The 15,397-nt window shown below is 44.2% G+C and carries 14 protein-coding genes and 1 pseudogene; all 15 read right to left on the bottom strand.

What is annotated here, in order from left to right; all coding sequences use genetic code 11:
• Positions 1–18: 18 nt before the first annotated feature.
• The 15 genes and pseudogenes from flhA to fliF all read right to left on the bottom strand — a co-directional run bounded on the left by flhA (position 19) and on the right by fliF (position 15,380).
• On the bottom strand, positions 19–2,121 hold the full coding sequence (gene flhA, locus JJQ94_RS11375; RefSeq protein WP_099030282.1) for a flagellar biosynthesis protein FlhA: 2,103 nt from the start codon (positions 2,119–2,121) through the stop codon (positions 19–21).
• Between the two features lie 83 nt (positions 2,122–2,204).
• Entirely contained in the window at positions 2,205–3,335 is a 1,131-nt protein-coding gene (flhB, locus tag JJQ94_RS11370) for a flagellar biosynthesis protein FlhB (protein WP_010369112.1), read from the bottom strand.
• Positions 3,336–3,344: 9 nt separating this feature from the next.
• Positions 3,345–4,124: a flagellar biosynthetic protein FliR gene (fliR, locus tag JJQ94_RS11365; RefSeq protein ID WP_099030281.1), complete on the bottom strand. Its 780-nt coding sequence runs from the start codon at positions 4,122–4,124 to the stop codon at positions 3,345–3,347.
• Between the two features lie 2 nt (positions 4,125–4,126).
• Entirely contained in the window at positions 4,127–4,396 is a 270-nt protein-coding gene (gene fliQ, locus JJQ94_RS11360; protein ID WP_010369116.1) for a flagellar biosynthesis protein FliQ, read from the bottom strand.
• A gap of 1 nt (position 4,397) precedes the next feature.
• Positions 4,398–5,135, bottom strand: a complete 738-nt coding sequence (fliP, locus tag JJQ94_RS11355) for a flagellar type III secretion system pore protein FliP (RefSeq protein ID WP_010369122.1) — start codon at positions 5,133–5,135, stop codon at positions 4,398–4,400.
• Positions 5,128–5,586 carry a flagellar biosynthetic protein FliO gene (gene fliO / locus JJQ94_RS11350; RefSeq protein ID WP_099030280.1) on the bottom strand — a complete coding sequence of 153 codons (459 nt, stop codon included), beginning with the start codon at positions 5,584–5,586 and terminating at the stop codon, positions 5,128–5,130. The genes fliP and fliO overlap by 8 nt, the downstream gene beginning before the upstream one ends.
• Positions 5,586–5,984 carry a flagellar motor switch protein FliN gene (gene fliN, locus JJQ94_RS11345; RefSeq protein ID WP_069018761.1) on the bottom strand — a complete coding sequence of 133 codons (399 nt, stop codon included), beginning with the start codon at positions 5,982–5,984 and terminating at the stop codon, positions 5,586–5,588. The genes fliO and fliN overlap by 1 nt, the downstream gene beginning before the upstream one ends.
• Before the next feature lie 72 nt (positions 5,985–6,056).
• Positions 6,057–7,151 (bottom strand): flagellar motor switch protein FliM, encoded by a 1,095-nt coding sequence (gene fliM, locus JJQ94_RS11340; protein ID WP_099030279.1) that lies wholly within the window; start codon positions 7,149–7,151, stop codon positions 6,057–6,059.
• A gap of 10 nt (positions 7,152–7,161) precedes the next feature.
• Positions 7,162–7,686 (bottom strand): flagellar basal body-associated protein FliL, encoded by a 525-nt coding sequence (gene fliL / locus JJQ94_RS11335; protein ID WP_099030278.1) that lies wholly within the window; start codon positions 7,684–7,686, stop codon positions 7,162–7,164.
• A 43-nt stretch (positions 7,687–7,729) separates the two neighbouring features.
• The gene (locus JJQ94_RS11330) at positions 7,730–9,817 is read right to left on the bottom strand and encodes a flagellar hook-length control protein FliK (RefSeq protein ID WP_099030277.1); all 2,088 of its coding nucleotides are present in this window, start codon (positions 9,815–9,817) and stop codon (positions 7,730–7,732) included.
• 142 nt (positions 9,818–9,959) lie between these two features.
• A pseudogene (gene fliJ / locus JJQ94_RS11325) lies at positions 9,960–10,406 on the bottom strand (flagellar export protein FliJ).
• Positions 10,406–11,737, bottom strand: coding sequence for a flagellar protein export ATPase FliI (gene fliI / locus JJQ94_RS11320; RefSeq protein ID WP_099030276.1), 1,332 nt, complete (start codon positions 11,735–11,737; stop codon positions 10,406–10,408). The pseudogene fliJ and the gene fliI overlap by 1 nt, the downstream one beginning before the upstream one ends.
• Before the next feature lie 72 nt (positions 11,738–11,809).
• Positions 11,810–12,625: a flagellar assembly protein FliH gene (fliH, locus tag JJQ94_RS11315; RefSeq protein WP_099030275.1), complete on the bottom strand. Its 816-nt coding sequence runs from the start codon at positions 12,623–12,625 to the stop codon at positions 11,810–11,812.
• 3 nt (positions 12,626–12,628) lie between these two features.
• A complete protein-coding gene (gene fliG / locus JJQ94_RS11310; protein WP_099030274.1) occupies positions 12,629–13,669 on the bottom strand; it encodes a flagellar motor switch protein FliG in 1,041 nt (346 codons plus the stop codon).
• Complete coding sequence (gene fliF, locus JJQ94_RS11305) at positions 13,662–15,380, bottom strand: flagellar basal-body MS-ring/collar protein FliF (RefSeq protein ID WP_099030273.1); 1,719 nt, start codon at positions 15,378–15,380, stop codon at positions 13,662–13,664. Before fliF ends, fliG begins: the two co-directional genes overlap by 8 nt.
• Positions 15,381–15,397 lie beyond the last annotated feature (17 nt).

The following is a 15,397-nucleotide window of genomic DNA, read 5'->3' as shown; positions in this document are numbered from 1 at the left end:
TTACAGCCCCTTTATCCTCTATTGTCCAACCGAGCTCACTATCTTAATTTGTCTTTCTTCCGGCACTTCTTGATATGACATCACTCTAAGACCTGGAATTGTATGTTTAACAAATCGAGATAGCACACTTCTTAACATACCTGAGGTTAATAAGATGGACGGTTCCCCTAGCATTTCTTGGTTGTGATGTGCTTCTCTCAATGATTCTTGAAGCCTCTCAGCCAAGCCAGGTTCAATACCTGCCCCCTCATCACCTGCGTTCTGAAGTGACTGATGCAACATCTGTTCCAACTCAGGTGCCAATGTTATGACAGGAATTTCTTCTTCGCTTCCAACGGCATCTTGAACAATCAATCTGCGTAATGAAATCCTCACCGCAGCCGTTAACACATCAGGGTCTTGGCTACGTGGACCGTACTCAACTAAGGTTTGTACAATTGAGCGCATATCTCGAATTGCAACGCCCTCATTAAGCAAATTTTGCAGTACTTTTACTACGGTAGTGAGCGGTAAAATATCAGGCACTAAACCTTCTACTAATCTAGGATGACTTTTCGCAAGCATATCTAATAGATTTTGTACTTCTTCATGACCAAGTAATAGTGACGCATTATTCGTCAATAATTGACTGATATGTGTTGCCACCACAGTTGCAGCATCTACTACTGTATAGCCAAGTGAATGCGCTTCATCTTTTTGGTCTGGCTTAATCCATACTGCATCTAAGCCAAATGCCGGATCTTTAGTCTCTATGCCTTTAATCGGCCCAAACACCTGCCCTGGATTAATTGCAAGTTCGTCGCCATGCTTCAACTCACCGGTTCCAGAGCCCACTCCCATTAAAGTAATGTTGTATGCATTTGGGTCTAATTCTAGGTTATCGCGAATATGTACTGGCGGTACTAAAAAGCCCAATTCCTGAGATAGCTTTTTACGCACCCCTTTAATACGACTGAGAAGCTCCCCACCTTGGGCTTGGTCAACTAGAGGAATTAGGCGATAACCTACCTCTAAACCAATCACATCAACAGGTTGTACATCATCCCAACCAAGCTCTTTTTGATCTTGTTGCTGACCACCTTTTGTGGCAGACCCTTTGGCAGCTTGTTCCGCTTTTTCGATCTCCGCCTTTTTCTTTTGCTGACTTGTGTAATAGGCTATATAGCCAAGTAATACACCTAATCCTAAGAATGCAACATGTGGCATGCCAGGAACGAGTCCCATAGTGATCAAAATGCCTGACGCGATAGCCAGCGACTTTTCATTACCCAGTTGGCTTTTAAACTGATCGCCCATGTTGTGCGATTCATTTTGACGCGTTACGACAATTGCAGTGCCAATTGAGAGTAAAAGAGAAGGAATTTGCGCGACCAGACCGTCACCGATTGTCAGCATGGTATATACTTCCATCGCGTGACCAAAGCTTAAATCATGCTGGATCATCCCAACGAAAAGGCCACCTATTATATTAATGGCAAGGATCACGATACCTGCAATAGCATCACCTTTAACGAATTTACTTGCACCGTCCATTGAACCGTAAAAATCGGCTTCTCGAGTCACTTCTTCACGACGGGATCTAGCATCATCTGCAGAGATAAAACCGGCATTTAAGTCCGCATCAATGGCCATTTGCTTGCCAGGCATGGCATCGAGAGTGAAACGCGCGGACACCTCAGAAATACGGCCCGCACCTTTGGTAATTACGACAAAGTTAATAATAATAAGAATAAGGAATACAACTAAACCGACGGCGTAGTTACCACCAATAACAACACTACCAAAGGCTTCGATCACCTTACCTGCCGCATCACCACCATTATGACCTTCAAGTAATACGACGCGAGTACTCGCTACGTTTAGTGCCAATCGCATGATAGTCGCGATCAGTAGTACCGCCGGAAACATACCAAATTCGAGTGGCTTCAAGGTATAAACAGTCACCAATAGCACCACAAGTGCCAATGCAATGTTGAAGGAAAATAGAATATCAAGCAAAAAAGGAGGTAACGGTAGAATAACCATGCCAAGTGCTGCAAGCACCAACAATGGAGTACCCACACCTTTAGCATATTCTTTTTTATCTCGATTGAGTTGTTGTAAAACTGCTTTAAATTCCATAACTTAACACAAGCAAAAAATTGACACATAGCAACAAATGCAATATACGTTCCAATTAATAGCTTATTTTTATGAGAGCAATTTTAGTGCTTCAAATCGTCTGGGATTGGTAAATCTCGAGTAAGTGCAACGGGTCTTTTCCCTTTGCCTTTTTGGAAACGATTCAGCTGAAATACATAAGCAAGTACCTGTGCAACCGCGGTAAACAATTGTTCAGGGATTTGATCACCCACTTCGGTAGTGTGGTAAAGCGAACGAGTCAATACGGGTGACTCCACTATCGGCACTTCATTTCCTTTGGCTATTTTTCTAATTTGCATCGCAAGCTCATCAACCCCTTTTGCAATAACAATAGGCGCCCCTGCTCGTTCAGTATCGTATTTAAGCGCAACCGAATAGTGAGTAGGGTTGGTCACAACAACATCGGCATCTGGTACATCTTGCATCATACGCCTTTGTGACATTTCTCTTTGCGTGCGGCGGATCCGCGCCTTTATTTGCGGATCACCTTCCGAGTTTTTGTATTCATCCTTGACTTCTTGCAGCGTCATTTTTAACTGCTTATGGTGATTATAGCTTTGATAGGGCGCATCAATTGCGGAGATCACAATCATAGTGCAACTAAGCGCTAAAAACATCCACGCAATGATTTCTAACGCATGTTCTATACTCGAAGGGATTTGTTCAATACTCAAGTGTAATATTTCGTTAAAATACATATTGATAAGCAAGATTGCAAAGCCTGCAACTAATACAAACTTAAGAACTGACTTCAATAACTCAATCGCCGCTTGTGGGCCTAACATTCGCTTCAGTCCCTTCATCGGTGACATTTTACTTGCTTTAGGTGCAGCCGCTTGCCAAGAAAAGTTAAAGCCACCGAGTAACGTATTCCCCACTATTCCGGCAATTGCGATAATAAAAACGAACATAGCCATTGGGAATAGCAGCTCAGCGCCAATATCTCCCCACACAGCAAACATTTTGGTTGTATCGTAGGTTTCATTGCGATTAAGCGACAACATTCGCCCCATCACGTTGTAAAGCGCTTTTCCTATGCCAGGACCATACATCAGCAAAGCAATAGCAGAAAACAACAAGACAAATGTAGTCCCAAGCTCCTTAGAACGGGCTACCTGGCCTTTACTCCTCGCATCACTTATCTTCTTGGAGGTGGGTTCTTCGGTGCGTTCTTGACCTGAATCTTCTGCCATTTCAAACTCCTAAACCGTGCAACCAATTAAGTCGCACATCAGCTCCGTCATTTTGAGCCATTGAAACTCAAATTGTGCTAAGAAGTTTCCCAATGTCGCCCAAATAATGGTAAGACCCGCAACCAGCGTAAAAGCAAACCCTACAGAGAAAATATTCATCTGAGGTGCAGCTCTGGTCATGATCCCAAACGAGATATTGATAACCAACATTGCCGTTAATGGAGCTAACGCAAGAGCCAGTGCCGTAGAAAACATCCAGCCCCCCCAATTAACGATTCTCCAGAAATTATCTACCGCCCACCAATTACCTGCAATGGGAAAGCTTTCGAAGCTATACACTACCATTTGTATCATCATCAGGTGACCGTTATAAACAAAAAAAAGTAATGTCGCTAATATTAAATAGAACTGACCGACTGCAGGGACACTTAATCCATTGGCAGGGTCAACAACAGATGCGAAACCAAGGCCGGTTTGCATAGCAAGGATTTGACCCGCAATAATAAAAGTATTTAAAAGCAATAGAGAGCCAAAACCAATTGCAACTCCGGTCATCATTTCTTGAATAACAACCAAAATCATCGAAAAGGAGAACAAATCGGTAAATTCTGATTTGGGCAAAACGGGCACCACGGCGAAGGTAACAACCACAGCGAGTGCAAACTTAATTCGGGCCGGCACACTTTGTGCTCCAAGCCCCGCCATTACCATTATCATTGAGCTTATCCGCACCAGTGGAAGTAAAAAATCACTTAGCCACTGCATGATTACCGCAAAGGTGAACTCCATGGTTAGCCTGCAATTTCAGGAATTCGCATTACCACGAGGTTAAAATAGTCCATCAGTTCTTGAGTTAACCAATGGCCACCAAAAATAAGGGCTAGAATCGTGATAATTAAACGTGGTAAAAAGCTTAATGTTTGTTCGTTAATCGATGTTGCTGCTTGAAACACAGCAACAACCAAACCGACTAAAAGCCCAGGTACTACAATCGCCGCCACCAGCTTGATGACTAAAAACAATGCATCACTTAAGATATCGACAAAGACTTCTGGTTCCACATTACACCCCCAATCCGAAGCTTCTGGCCAGTGTACCCATGACCAAACTCCAACCATCGACGAGCACAAAAAGCATAATCTTAAACGGCAAGGAAACTATCATTGGCGATAACATCATCATACCCATGGCCATCAAAACACTGGCTACGACTAAGTCGACTATCAAAAATGGAATAAAGAACATAAAGCCGATAATAAAAGCCGTTTGCAGCTCGGATGTAACGAAAGCCGGAATAATAACGATAAACGGCGTGTCTTCAGGGCTATCAAGCTTGTCATAACCAGCTATCTTGGCAAAGGTTTCAAGGTCTTTAATTCGAGTTTGTGACAGCATAAAGGCTTTCATCGGTTCTTTAGCACGTTCAAGCGCTTGGATTGACGTGATTTCTTCTTTTATGTACGGCTGCACAGCCTCATCATTTATCTGCGAAAATATGGGTGCCATTATAAATAACGTCAAAAACAACGATAAACCGAGTAAAATTTGATTCGATGGCGACTGCTGCAGACCAATCGCCTGTCTCAAAATCGCAAGCACAACAATTATTCGAGTAAACGAAGTCATCATGATAACAGCTGCTGGAATAAAACTCAGCGCTGTCATAATGGCGAGTACTTGAAGTGTCACTGAGTACTCTTGAGAGCCATCAGGATTTGTTGTAACGTTTATTGCTTCTATCCCTTCCGCAGAAGCTACCCCAGAAAACAGTAATAAACAGAGTATTAGCAATCTAATCATGACTTTTCTTATTATGGTTATTGGCTACTTGCCCTTTGCCCGTTAAAAACTTTTGTAGCTCATTTGCAAATGGCGTTCGGCTAACATCATCCAGTGGTGTTTCTAGCTGATATAAATAATTGATATTATTTGGTGTTACCCCGAGCAAGTGCTGTTTATCATCCAACTCTATAACCAGTAAACGCTCTTTCGTACCGAGCGATATACTGCGGATCACCTTAAAGTCTTTCTGGTTTACTATATTGGGATTTAAACGCTTTAGCACAAATGCCAACCCCAAAATAAGTAGGATCACCAACATCAGAGACAATCCCATGGAAAGTAGCTCTGAGCTTAACCCCGCGGTACCAGCTCCCACAGAAGATTTAGGTACGGCCTCTGAGGTTGTTGCAGTGGCAGCCCGTGTATAAAAAGCGATGCCAAACACTGCTAAAAACCAACCCCAGCGCATTAACGTAGCTTTTTAATACGCTCAACCTGACTAATGACGTCCGTTAAGCGAATACCAAACTTGTCGTTTACTACAACCACTTCACCGTGCGCTATCAATGTGCCATTAACAAGCACATCTAACGGTTCACCGGCCACGCGATCAAGCTCAACAACAGAGCCCTGATTTAGCTGGAGTAAATTACGAATATTAATTTTAGAACGGCCAACTTCCATAGAAATGGTGACTGGAATGTCTAAAATGGTATCGAGTTTACGTTTTTCATCTGACGATAATGCAGGCGCTGAATCTTTGAGTTCATCTAACTCTGCAACTTCTGGCTCACTGCCACTTTCGGCACCTTCGGCTTCAGCGAGTGCTGCTGCCCATTCGTCCATAGTATCTTGATCATCGCTCATTGGATTACTACCTGATTAAGTTAATTTGTTGTCCATAATTAGTCTCACGATATTGCGTATACAAGCCCGCGACTACCAATCTAAATCCACACCTTCTGAAAGATGTAGATCTTCTTCTAATTCTGCCAGTTCAGCATCAGAATCGAGCTTTTTACCACCTTTGGTAAATACATGAAGCTCAGACTTAACTGATTCTGGACGTTTAATTTTTTCACTGATCTGCAACGCGACATTATCACGAGAACGACCCATTTTCGCTCTAAACGTTGGCAATTCCTCAATAAAAACAGTTACATGCTCTGGCATTTCCACAGGAATAACATCACCAGCTTGAAGCTTCATTACTTGCTCCAGTGATAAGTCAACTTCCAGTAACTGGGAAGAAATCTCAACTTCTACATCCATAATCTCGTCACGGAGCGCCTTACTCCAGCGCAGATCGGTATCTTCAGTATCTGATTGAACACCAGCATCGAGTAACTCTCGAATAGGTTCCAACATAGAGTAAGGCAGTGAAATATGGAAATCTCCCCCTCCACCGTCTAACTCGATGTGAAAAGAACTAATCACCACCACTTCTGTAGGTGACACAATATTAGCCATCGCAGGGTTGACCTCTGAGTCGAGGTATTCAAACGATACATCCATCACCGGCGCCCAGGCTTCTTTGTAATCTTCAAAGATGATCTTAAGTAGCATCTGCACGATACGACGTTCTGTTGGTGTAAATTCACGCCCCTCGATCTTGGCATGATAACGACCATCCCCACCAAAAAAGTTGTCTACGAGAATAAAGACCAGCCGCGCTTCCATGGTTATCAGGCCAGTACCTTTTAGCGGTCTAAAGCGCACCATATTCAAGCTGGTAGGAACGAATAGAGTATGGATATATTCGCCAAATTTCAGCATTTGAACGCCATTGATAGACACCTCAGCGGTACGGCGCATCATGTTGAAAAGGCTGATCCGCATATGGCGGGCAAATCGTTCATTAACGATTTCAAGCGTCGGCATTCGCCCACGCACAATTCTATCTTGAGACGAAAAGTCATACTGTAAGGCACCTGCACCTTCGCCGTCACCACCATCGCCGATTTCGTCTTCTTCGACTTCATCTACACCATGGAGTAGCGCATCAATTTCGTCTTGGGATAATAAATCGCTCACAAATACTACCTTATTGCATTACAAAGCCAGTAAACAGCACACGCTCGATTACTTTGCTACCTTCAACCCCTTCCATCGCAGCTTGAACTTTATCTAGTGCCGTTAAGCGCAACGTTTCTTTACCCGCACTTGTGCTTAGCTCATCTGCAGTAGTTGTTGAAAACACGCTCAGTAAAGTACCTTCAATCAAGGGAATATGCTTTTTTGCTACTTCTTCATTGACATCACCGCGAACCAGCAGCTGAACTTTAATTTGCACGATTCTATCACGACTGGCACCAGGTACATTAAAAACAAACGGGCGAGGCATAGCAACGTACAGTGCGCTCCCCATTTGCGCAGCGCTACCTTGCTCCGCTTTAGCTTCGCTTGCTGTCGTCTCTTCTGCTAAGGATTCTTCTGGTGCGTCTGAGCCTGAAAATAAGAAAAACCCTGCGACACCGCCAAGTACCAATACCGCCGCGGCAATAATGATAATCAGCTTTTTCTTAGAACCACCCGTTTCTTCTATTTCTAAGTCGGTTTCTTCAGCCATAGCAAGCCCTTATGATCTTTATTAACTACAATAATAGCAGGTGTTAGGCATAGTAATCTATTGCAGAATCAGTATTTCTCTTTTGCGGCGATTGTGAATTGTCAGAAATCTCCGGTTCATCAACTAGAGCTTGCTGTCCACTCGTATTGCCATCAGCAGTTTGTGACTCTGACTCAGTATTTCCACCTTGCTGATGAGATATTTGGCTGTCACCCAGCTCAATACCTTGCTCTGCTAACATTTCTCTGAGCCTTGGGAGTGATTGCTCTAACAACTCTTTAGCTTGCTGATTTTGCACCACAATATTCACTTGAGCCTGCTCTGCATCGCTCTTTATCCGAATTTGCATCGCCCCAAGCTCAGGCGGATCTAAGCGAATTTCAGCTTCTTTATTGTTAAGGTTAAGCATCAGCCCGACCCGTTGATGCAACTCTTTAGCAGCATCTTGACGCGCTATGTTAATCGCCTGTTGAAGATTAGCATCTGTTGCTTGTTTTGTCTGCGCTGAACTTTGGTTTGCTGGCTGAGACTGTTGAATTTGCTGAACTTCTTTCAATGTTTGGTTTAGTGAACTTGTGTCTTGCGATGCACTTACAGGGCTTGCTTCAGGCTTGACTGGAGTTGGTATCGCTGTTGCGGCACTAGCCGATTGACGCTCATTTTTAACAGCCTCTTTCGCGATGCTTACTTCCGCTTGCATTAGCTTACTAGTCTCTTTATCAACTAACTTTTCGCTTATTTGTTTTTCTGAGCTCTGTTTTTCTGAACTTTGCTTTTCTACTGCTAACTTTTCATCGCTAGCCAATTTATTTACAGCTACATTTTTGTCAGTACGTTCACCCTCTTTAACCACCACGGTTTGCAGCTCGCCACTGTTAGACTTTTCTTGCGTGCTATTTACATTAAAAGACTCTTGAGTAGCATTTTTAACATCCGTAGCAGCTTCTTTCGGCGTGTTTGTTGAAGTTTGTGTTACGACAGAGGATGGCACAAACGCTTTAAATTGCTGTACATTTGCGAGATCAACACCTTTACCAATTAACTGAGCTACGGCTTTTTGTACACTTGGTGACGCATCATAAATATCAAGCTTACCAGCCATCACGGCTTTTAATTCTTGTTGTTGCTGTACGGTCAACTTTTCTACCATGGTTTGCACATCACTAGTGCTTTTTGTACCTACTGAGTTTTTGTCTTTCGCAGTTTGTGTACTAGCCTCAGAGACGATTTGCTTTGCCTCTGATTGCTTAGCTTCAGGTGAAGCAGAAGATTTAGCAGTTTCCAACTTCTCAGCGATTATAGACGTTTTATATTGTACTGTTTCAGACTCACCTTCAACTTGAGACCCAACTGACTTATCAGCACCTGGATCCCGTTTTTCTGCATTTGTATTGCTAACCACGGCTTGAGTGCTAGTATCCTTTTGCAGCTTAGGTTGTAATACTTGCTCTTCGGCTTCAGTGCTGTCGTTCATTAACGAAGGCTTAACAACCTCACCTTCTGAGTCTTGGCTATCCAAAGAAGTGGCTTGTTGTAACAAAGAGGTTATCTTCGTGCCGGCGTTTTCGGTTTGGCCTTTCAACCCCCGAATTGGTGGGGTCGCTTCGTCTTGCAGCTGCTCCTGAGATGATGCACTATCGCTAGTAGCAACTTCTTCATTAGCTTCAGGGGCTTTGCCCAATGCTTCTTTGACCGATTGCGCAATCGCTGTTGGGTTTTGACTCAGTGAAGTGTTCTGCTGTTTTGCAGCGCTGATCTGAGCATACAAGTCATTATCAGGGGTATCAGGAAGTGGTTTGTCCACAACGACCTGACCTTTGTCGGTGTAGCTAACAGTAGAAGTTGGTACGTCCCCTTGTTGCACAAAAGAAGAGTTCTGCGCTTTACCATCTGACTGCGGATCATCACCTGATGGCACTTCGCTATCTATTGGCGCATCCAGATCTGAGGTTACAGGATCTGCAGATTCTTTTACCTGCTTGCTTGCACTCTCTTGTTCCGCTAACTCAGCCATTAAAGCACTAAACCCAGAGCCGCCCTCAGAACCCTCAGCATCCATATCTTGGGATTTTTCTTTAATATCAACCTCGTTACTGCCTCGTTGCAGCATGGATGCAAGCATTAGATTCATCTTAAAGCTACCTCATAAAGTGGCAATGTCCTGCCGTTGTAATACACCGTTAAAAACCAACACTATGAATATTAGTGACTTTTACGAGTGAACTACCTAAATAATAAAACGCTAATTATTACGAAGCATATTTCGAGCCAACTTACCAAGCACGCTCTCTTCGTACAAACTGATTCGTTGCAAACTCATCAAGCATCTTTTGCTCTGCTTTGGCAAGACGAGTTTGCTTCGCGAGGGCTTGCTTCTCGATAAGCTTTTCAATTGCCTTCGTTTTAGCCTGTTGCGCTAACCATAGCTTACGACGTTGTTCAACCACCTGCTTCGCGGTGTTGACCGTTTTTGCTTGCTGATCAATAGCCTGCTAAATCTTATTAATAAAGTTATGGTATTGATTGAAACCACCGCTAGACAGACCAACTTGTGCTTTACTATGAAGCTGCATGCTGTATTCCAACCGGAAATCGTTTAGTCCCGATAACCGTTGTTGGTTTGTTGCTAAGTGCTGCTGCGCTTGAACAAAATTCGCTCTAAGATTATCTTCTTTGTCTTTTTCTAGCTTGAGCAATAAAGTCAGTTTGTTATTTGCCATTATGCTTGTCCTAGTAGCTTAGCGAGGCCTTGTAAACACTCGTCATAATTGATCACGTCTTTCATGCCTTGCTGAAGGAAGTTATTCACCGCAGGCATCATATTTATCGCCTGATCTAGCATCTGATCACTGCCACGTTGATAAGCACCTAAGGTGATCATGTCTTTATTCTGCTGGTACATTGAATAGACTTGCTTGAGCACTCTGGCTTGCTGCATGTGTGCCTCTGATACCACTTGAGGCATGACTCGACTGATGGACTTTTCAATATCTATCGCTGGATAATGACCACTATCGGCAAGCTCTCGTGATAACACAATATGACCATCCAAAATAGCTCGGGCAGCATCGGCAATGGGGTCTTGCATATCATCACCTTCACTCAATACCGTAAAGAATGCGGTAATTGAGCCTTGTCCTTCACCACCATTACCTGCGCGCTCAACCAATGCTGGGAGCTTTGCAAACACGGAAGGCGGATATCCTTTTGTGGCTGGCGGCTCACCAACCGCAAGCGCTATCTCACGCTGTGCCATGGCATAACGCGTCACCGAATCCAGTAACAACAGTACATTTAATCCTTGATCGCGAAAATACTCCGCAATAGTCACAGCACTTTCACAGCCTTTTAAGCGCATCAGCGGTGAGGCATCGGCGGGAGCGGCAACCACTACGGAGCGGCGTCTACCCTCGACTCCCAAAATCTCATCGATAAATTCTTTCACCTCACGACCACGTTCACCGACCAAGCCAACGACGATAACATCCGCCTCACTGCCTCGCGTCATCATGCCAAGCAATACCGATTTACCCACACCACTCCCTGCAAATAGACCCATACGTTGGCCTTGACCCACTGTCACGATCGAATTTATCGCGCGTACACCTACATCCATTGGTGAGTCGATTGGACGCCTTGCAAGTGGGTTAATGGGCGCTGCGGCAAATTTCAGGTATTTCTCAGCGTCAATGGCACCAAGGCCATCTAGTGGCCTACCAAGTCCATCAACCACGCGACCAAGTAGACTCATTCCGACAGGTAATCCAGCATCCTTGACTTTTGGGATCACTCGCGCTCCAGGAAGGACGCCTGTAATATGATCGTTTGGCATAAGGTAAAGCGTTTCTTGATTGAAACCGATGACTTCTGCATCAATAAAACCGCCCAGCGTCTCGATTTTACATTGGCTGCCGACGGGAGCACTTAGCCCCCTAGCTTCAAGGGTGAGGCCAACCACACGGGTGAGGCTGCCTGCAACCGCAACCCCGTATGGTTTGATAAATTTCTGATACTTACTGATGCGCTCGCTCATAGCAGCAGATGTCGACATTTTCGCAATTACCTTAGGAAGGCATCGTTATCCTGATTTTATTGCTTCGTTTATCTAGATAACAGTGCAGTATTATTGGTTTATACCGCTATCTTGCAAAAATGATTCCAACACTTCGCTAATACGGTTCTTAAGCGTCATATCAATGGATGACTGTGGCGTTTTCACCTCGCAGCCACCTCTGTCCAACGTCGGCTCTGGAAGTAACTGCCAATGCTGTGATTGTATATGTTCTTCGCCGTACATGGCCTGCACTAAGGCTAAATCTTCTGGATGCAGATGGATGCGTACTGTTTGATCTTTGACAGGCAGCGCGTCCATTGCTTTTTTCAACGCGTTTAAAATGAGTTCAGGCGTGGTCTTAAGCTCTTTAAAAATAACCTGCTCCGCCAATAAATTGACAAGTACAATCAGCTGCTTTTCACACTCATCATCAACCTTTTTCAGTGGCGTTTGCATGCCATCTAGAATAGTGGATAGCGCCTTCATCCTCTCTTCAATAAGCGGTTGTGCTTCCTCAAGTCCCTTTTCTTTACCTATTTCTACGCCTTCTTTATAACCGGCTTCTTTACCTTCAGAAACCCCTTTGTCAAAGCCTTCTATATAGCCCTGCTCATGACCTTGTTTAATTCCTTCGTCGTAGGCATCTTGACGGATCTGCTCTAACTCTTCGATGGTCAAAGTTGGAAACTCTGGTTCTTGTGGCTGAGGTTCTGGGTGTGCCTGCTTTTTACTGTATAGCTCTTCAAGCGGTGTACCGAATGCGGTCGAGCGACCGCGGAATTTTTCTGGCTTATCCGTAACATCTGGAATGGGCCAGTTTTCTAGTAGCTCATCCAACGCTTCGGTGCTAACTGGGCGGCCTTTATACAACTTTTTATCGACCATGATTTATAGGAACTCCTCGCCACCGCCGCCGCCGAGCATAATTTCACCTGAGTCAGCTAAGCGCCTAGCCGTCGCCAGAATTTCTTTTTGTGCTGCTTCTACTTCACTGATCCGCACTGGAGGCATAGCTTCAAGGTCATCAAGCATCATCTCAGCAGCACGCTTAGACATATTCTTCATGATCTTTTCTTTTAAGGATTCATCCGCGCCTTTAATTGCTTTCATCAGTACGTCTTGCTGTACTTCACGGAGAATTGCTTGGATACCTCTATCTTCTACATCCATCAAGTTTTCAAACACGAACATGAGATCTTGAATTTGTTGCGACATTTCTTCGTCATGTTCTCGGATTGAATCCATCAACTGACCTTCAATATTGGTATCTAAGTAGTTCATGATATCTGCAGCGGCTTTTAAGCCACCCATTTTCGCCGCTTGTGCACCAGCTTGACCAGCGAACTGTTTCTCCATGATCTCGTTAAGCTCTTGCAGTGCCGCCGGTTGTACTTCTTCTAAGTTTGCAATACGCATTGTTAAATCTAAGCGTACTTTCTCTGGAAACTGTGACAAAATCTCGGCGGATTGCTCAGGCTCGAGATAAGACAATACAATAGTTTGGATCTGCGGGTGCTCGTTGCGGATAATATTGGCAACTTGCTTCGAGTCCATCCACTTCAACGAATCCAACCCTTTTGCACCAGAGCCCATAACGATTTGGTCAATAAGACTTGCCGCTTTGTCTTCACCAAGTGCTGCGGTTAGCGCCTTCTTAATGAAATCTTCGGATTGGAAACCAATTGTACTAAAACTTTGAATTTGTTCGATAAACAAATTGTGCACAGCTGCAATTTTAGCCTGAGATAGGTCATCCATGGAGGCCATTGCCATACCGACCTTTTGCACTTGCTTAGGCTCTAAATGTTTTAAAATTTGAGCTGCATCTTCTTCAGTTAAACTGAGCAGTAAGATGGCTGCCTTGTCGACGCCATCTAACTTGTCAACATCAAAGGCCGCAGGCAATTGTTTTTGTTCTTTATCAGTCATCTTCTGTCAACCACGCTTTCACAACTTGTGATGAGAGTTCTGGTTCGTTAGCAACTAGAGCACGTACTGCTTTTAGTAAGTCCTCGTCGCCATGCAAGTCTGGCAATTGTAATCTACCGTCAGAAGAGAAGCCAATAGCAGACTCATCGAATTCGTTATTTAACATATCTAGTGTACTGTCACCTAAATCTACACCACTGGTCAACGCATCTTCATCAAAGTCTTCAAGCGTATCATCTGGGTAAATTAGACGTTTAAGCATAGGTCTTACTACCGCTAAGATTAGCACTATGATAACTAAGGTACCTGCTGCGAGGCGGATTGTCTTTTGGAACCAGTCTTGCTCCCAAAGCGGTATCTCTTGCATCTCAGTGAGGTCTTCACGTACGAACGGTACCGTTACTACTTCCAGTGCGTCGCCACGCTGCATATCAAAACCTACTCCACCTTGTAGCAAGCGGCGGATGTTGTTTAATTCTTCTTGCGTGCGCGGCACCATCGCCATATTACCTTCAGCATCGGGCTTAGATAGGTAGTCAACAGCCACACTTACGCTGATCCGACGAATGACTCCCGTTTGCTGACGTTTATGGCTGATAGTGGTATCTAATTCATAGTTACGTGTTGCTTCTTTTTGATTACTACTTGGTGTAGCGCTTTGACCATTGCCACCTTGACCCGCAATCTCTGGGATATTCGAGTTTGTTGGTGGTTGATTGGTGAGTGCTCCTGGAATACCAACCGCCAAACCACCAATATTATTTTCTTCATACGTTGTTTCGCTGCGAACCGCAGGTAAATCTGGGTTATAACGTTTTTGCGTTTCTTCAACCGCACTGAAGTCCATCGTTAAGTCAACCTGCGCAGTAAAGTTACCAAGACCCACGGTTGGGATCAGGATGCTATCAATTTTTTCTAGGTATTCTTGTTCACGCTTACGTTCTATTTCATACTCTTTTCTAGAGCGCGCAGCCAAAGAATCTTGAGAGCCTGAGTTGAGTAGACGACCGTTTTGATCCGTTACGGTCACGCGTGAAGGCTCTAAACCTTGTACCGCTGATGCTACGATGTCTACAATTGAATCAACCTCCTCGCCGCCAAGCGTTTTACCACGTTTAAGGGTAATAACTACGGTTGCTGAGGGCTTTTTCTCGCGACGTGCAAAGACGTTTTCTTTTGGTATTGCAAGTAATACTTTTGCACGGTTTACGTCTTGTAACTCTTCAATTGTTCTCGCAAGTTGTTGCTCACGGCTATGTTTTAAGCGTTCTCTTTCAAGACGTTGGCTAACACCAAAGCCCATATCCTGCATCAGAATATCGGTGCCAGAACTAGGTGATTGGGTAAAGCCGTCACGCGCCATACGTAGTTTAATGTCTTGATAGTCCGACTCAGCGACTAAAATGGTATTACCATCGAGTTGGTATTCAATTTTCTGTTGATCTAAAAAGTCTAATGTTTCGACGAGTTCCTCTGTTGGATATTTACCAAGTGGGCGCATATCTGGTTGGCGCGCCCAAATGATAATAAAGATTGCGATTGCTAAACAAATAGCAAGGGCAATAACCAGAGTAACCTGGCGCAACATATCAACACCGCTTAGCGCACTGAAGTAGCCTGATTTTTGCTCTTGTTGCTCATCCGAACCGCTGTCATTATTCAGCGCTGCGTCGGAAAGCGTAAGATCTGTTGATTGATTAGTAGCCACGATTACTCTCCACAGTCACT

Source organism: Pseudoalteromonas sp. GCY (genome assembly GCF_016695175.1).
GTDB lineage: Bacteria > Pseudomonadota > Gammaproteobacteria > Enterobacterales > Alteromonadaceae > Pseudoalteromonas.
Note: the sequence above shows the minus strand (reverse complement) of the source record. Positions and strands in the feature narration are given on the sequence as shown.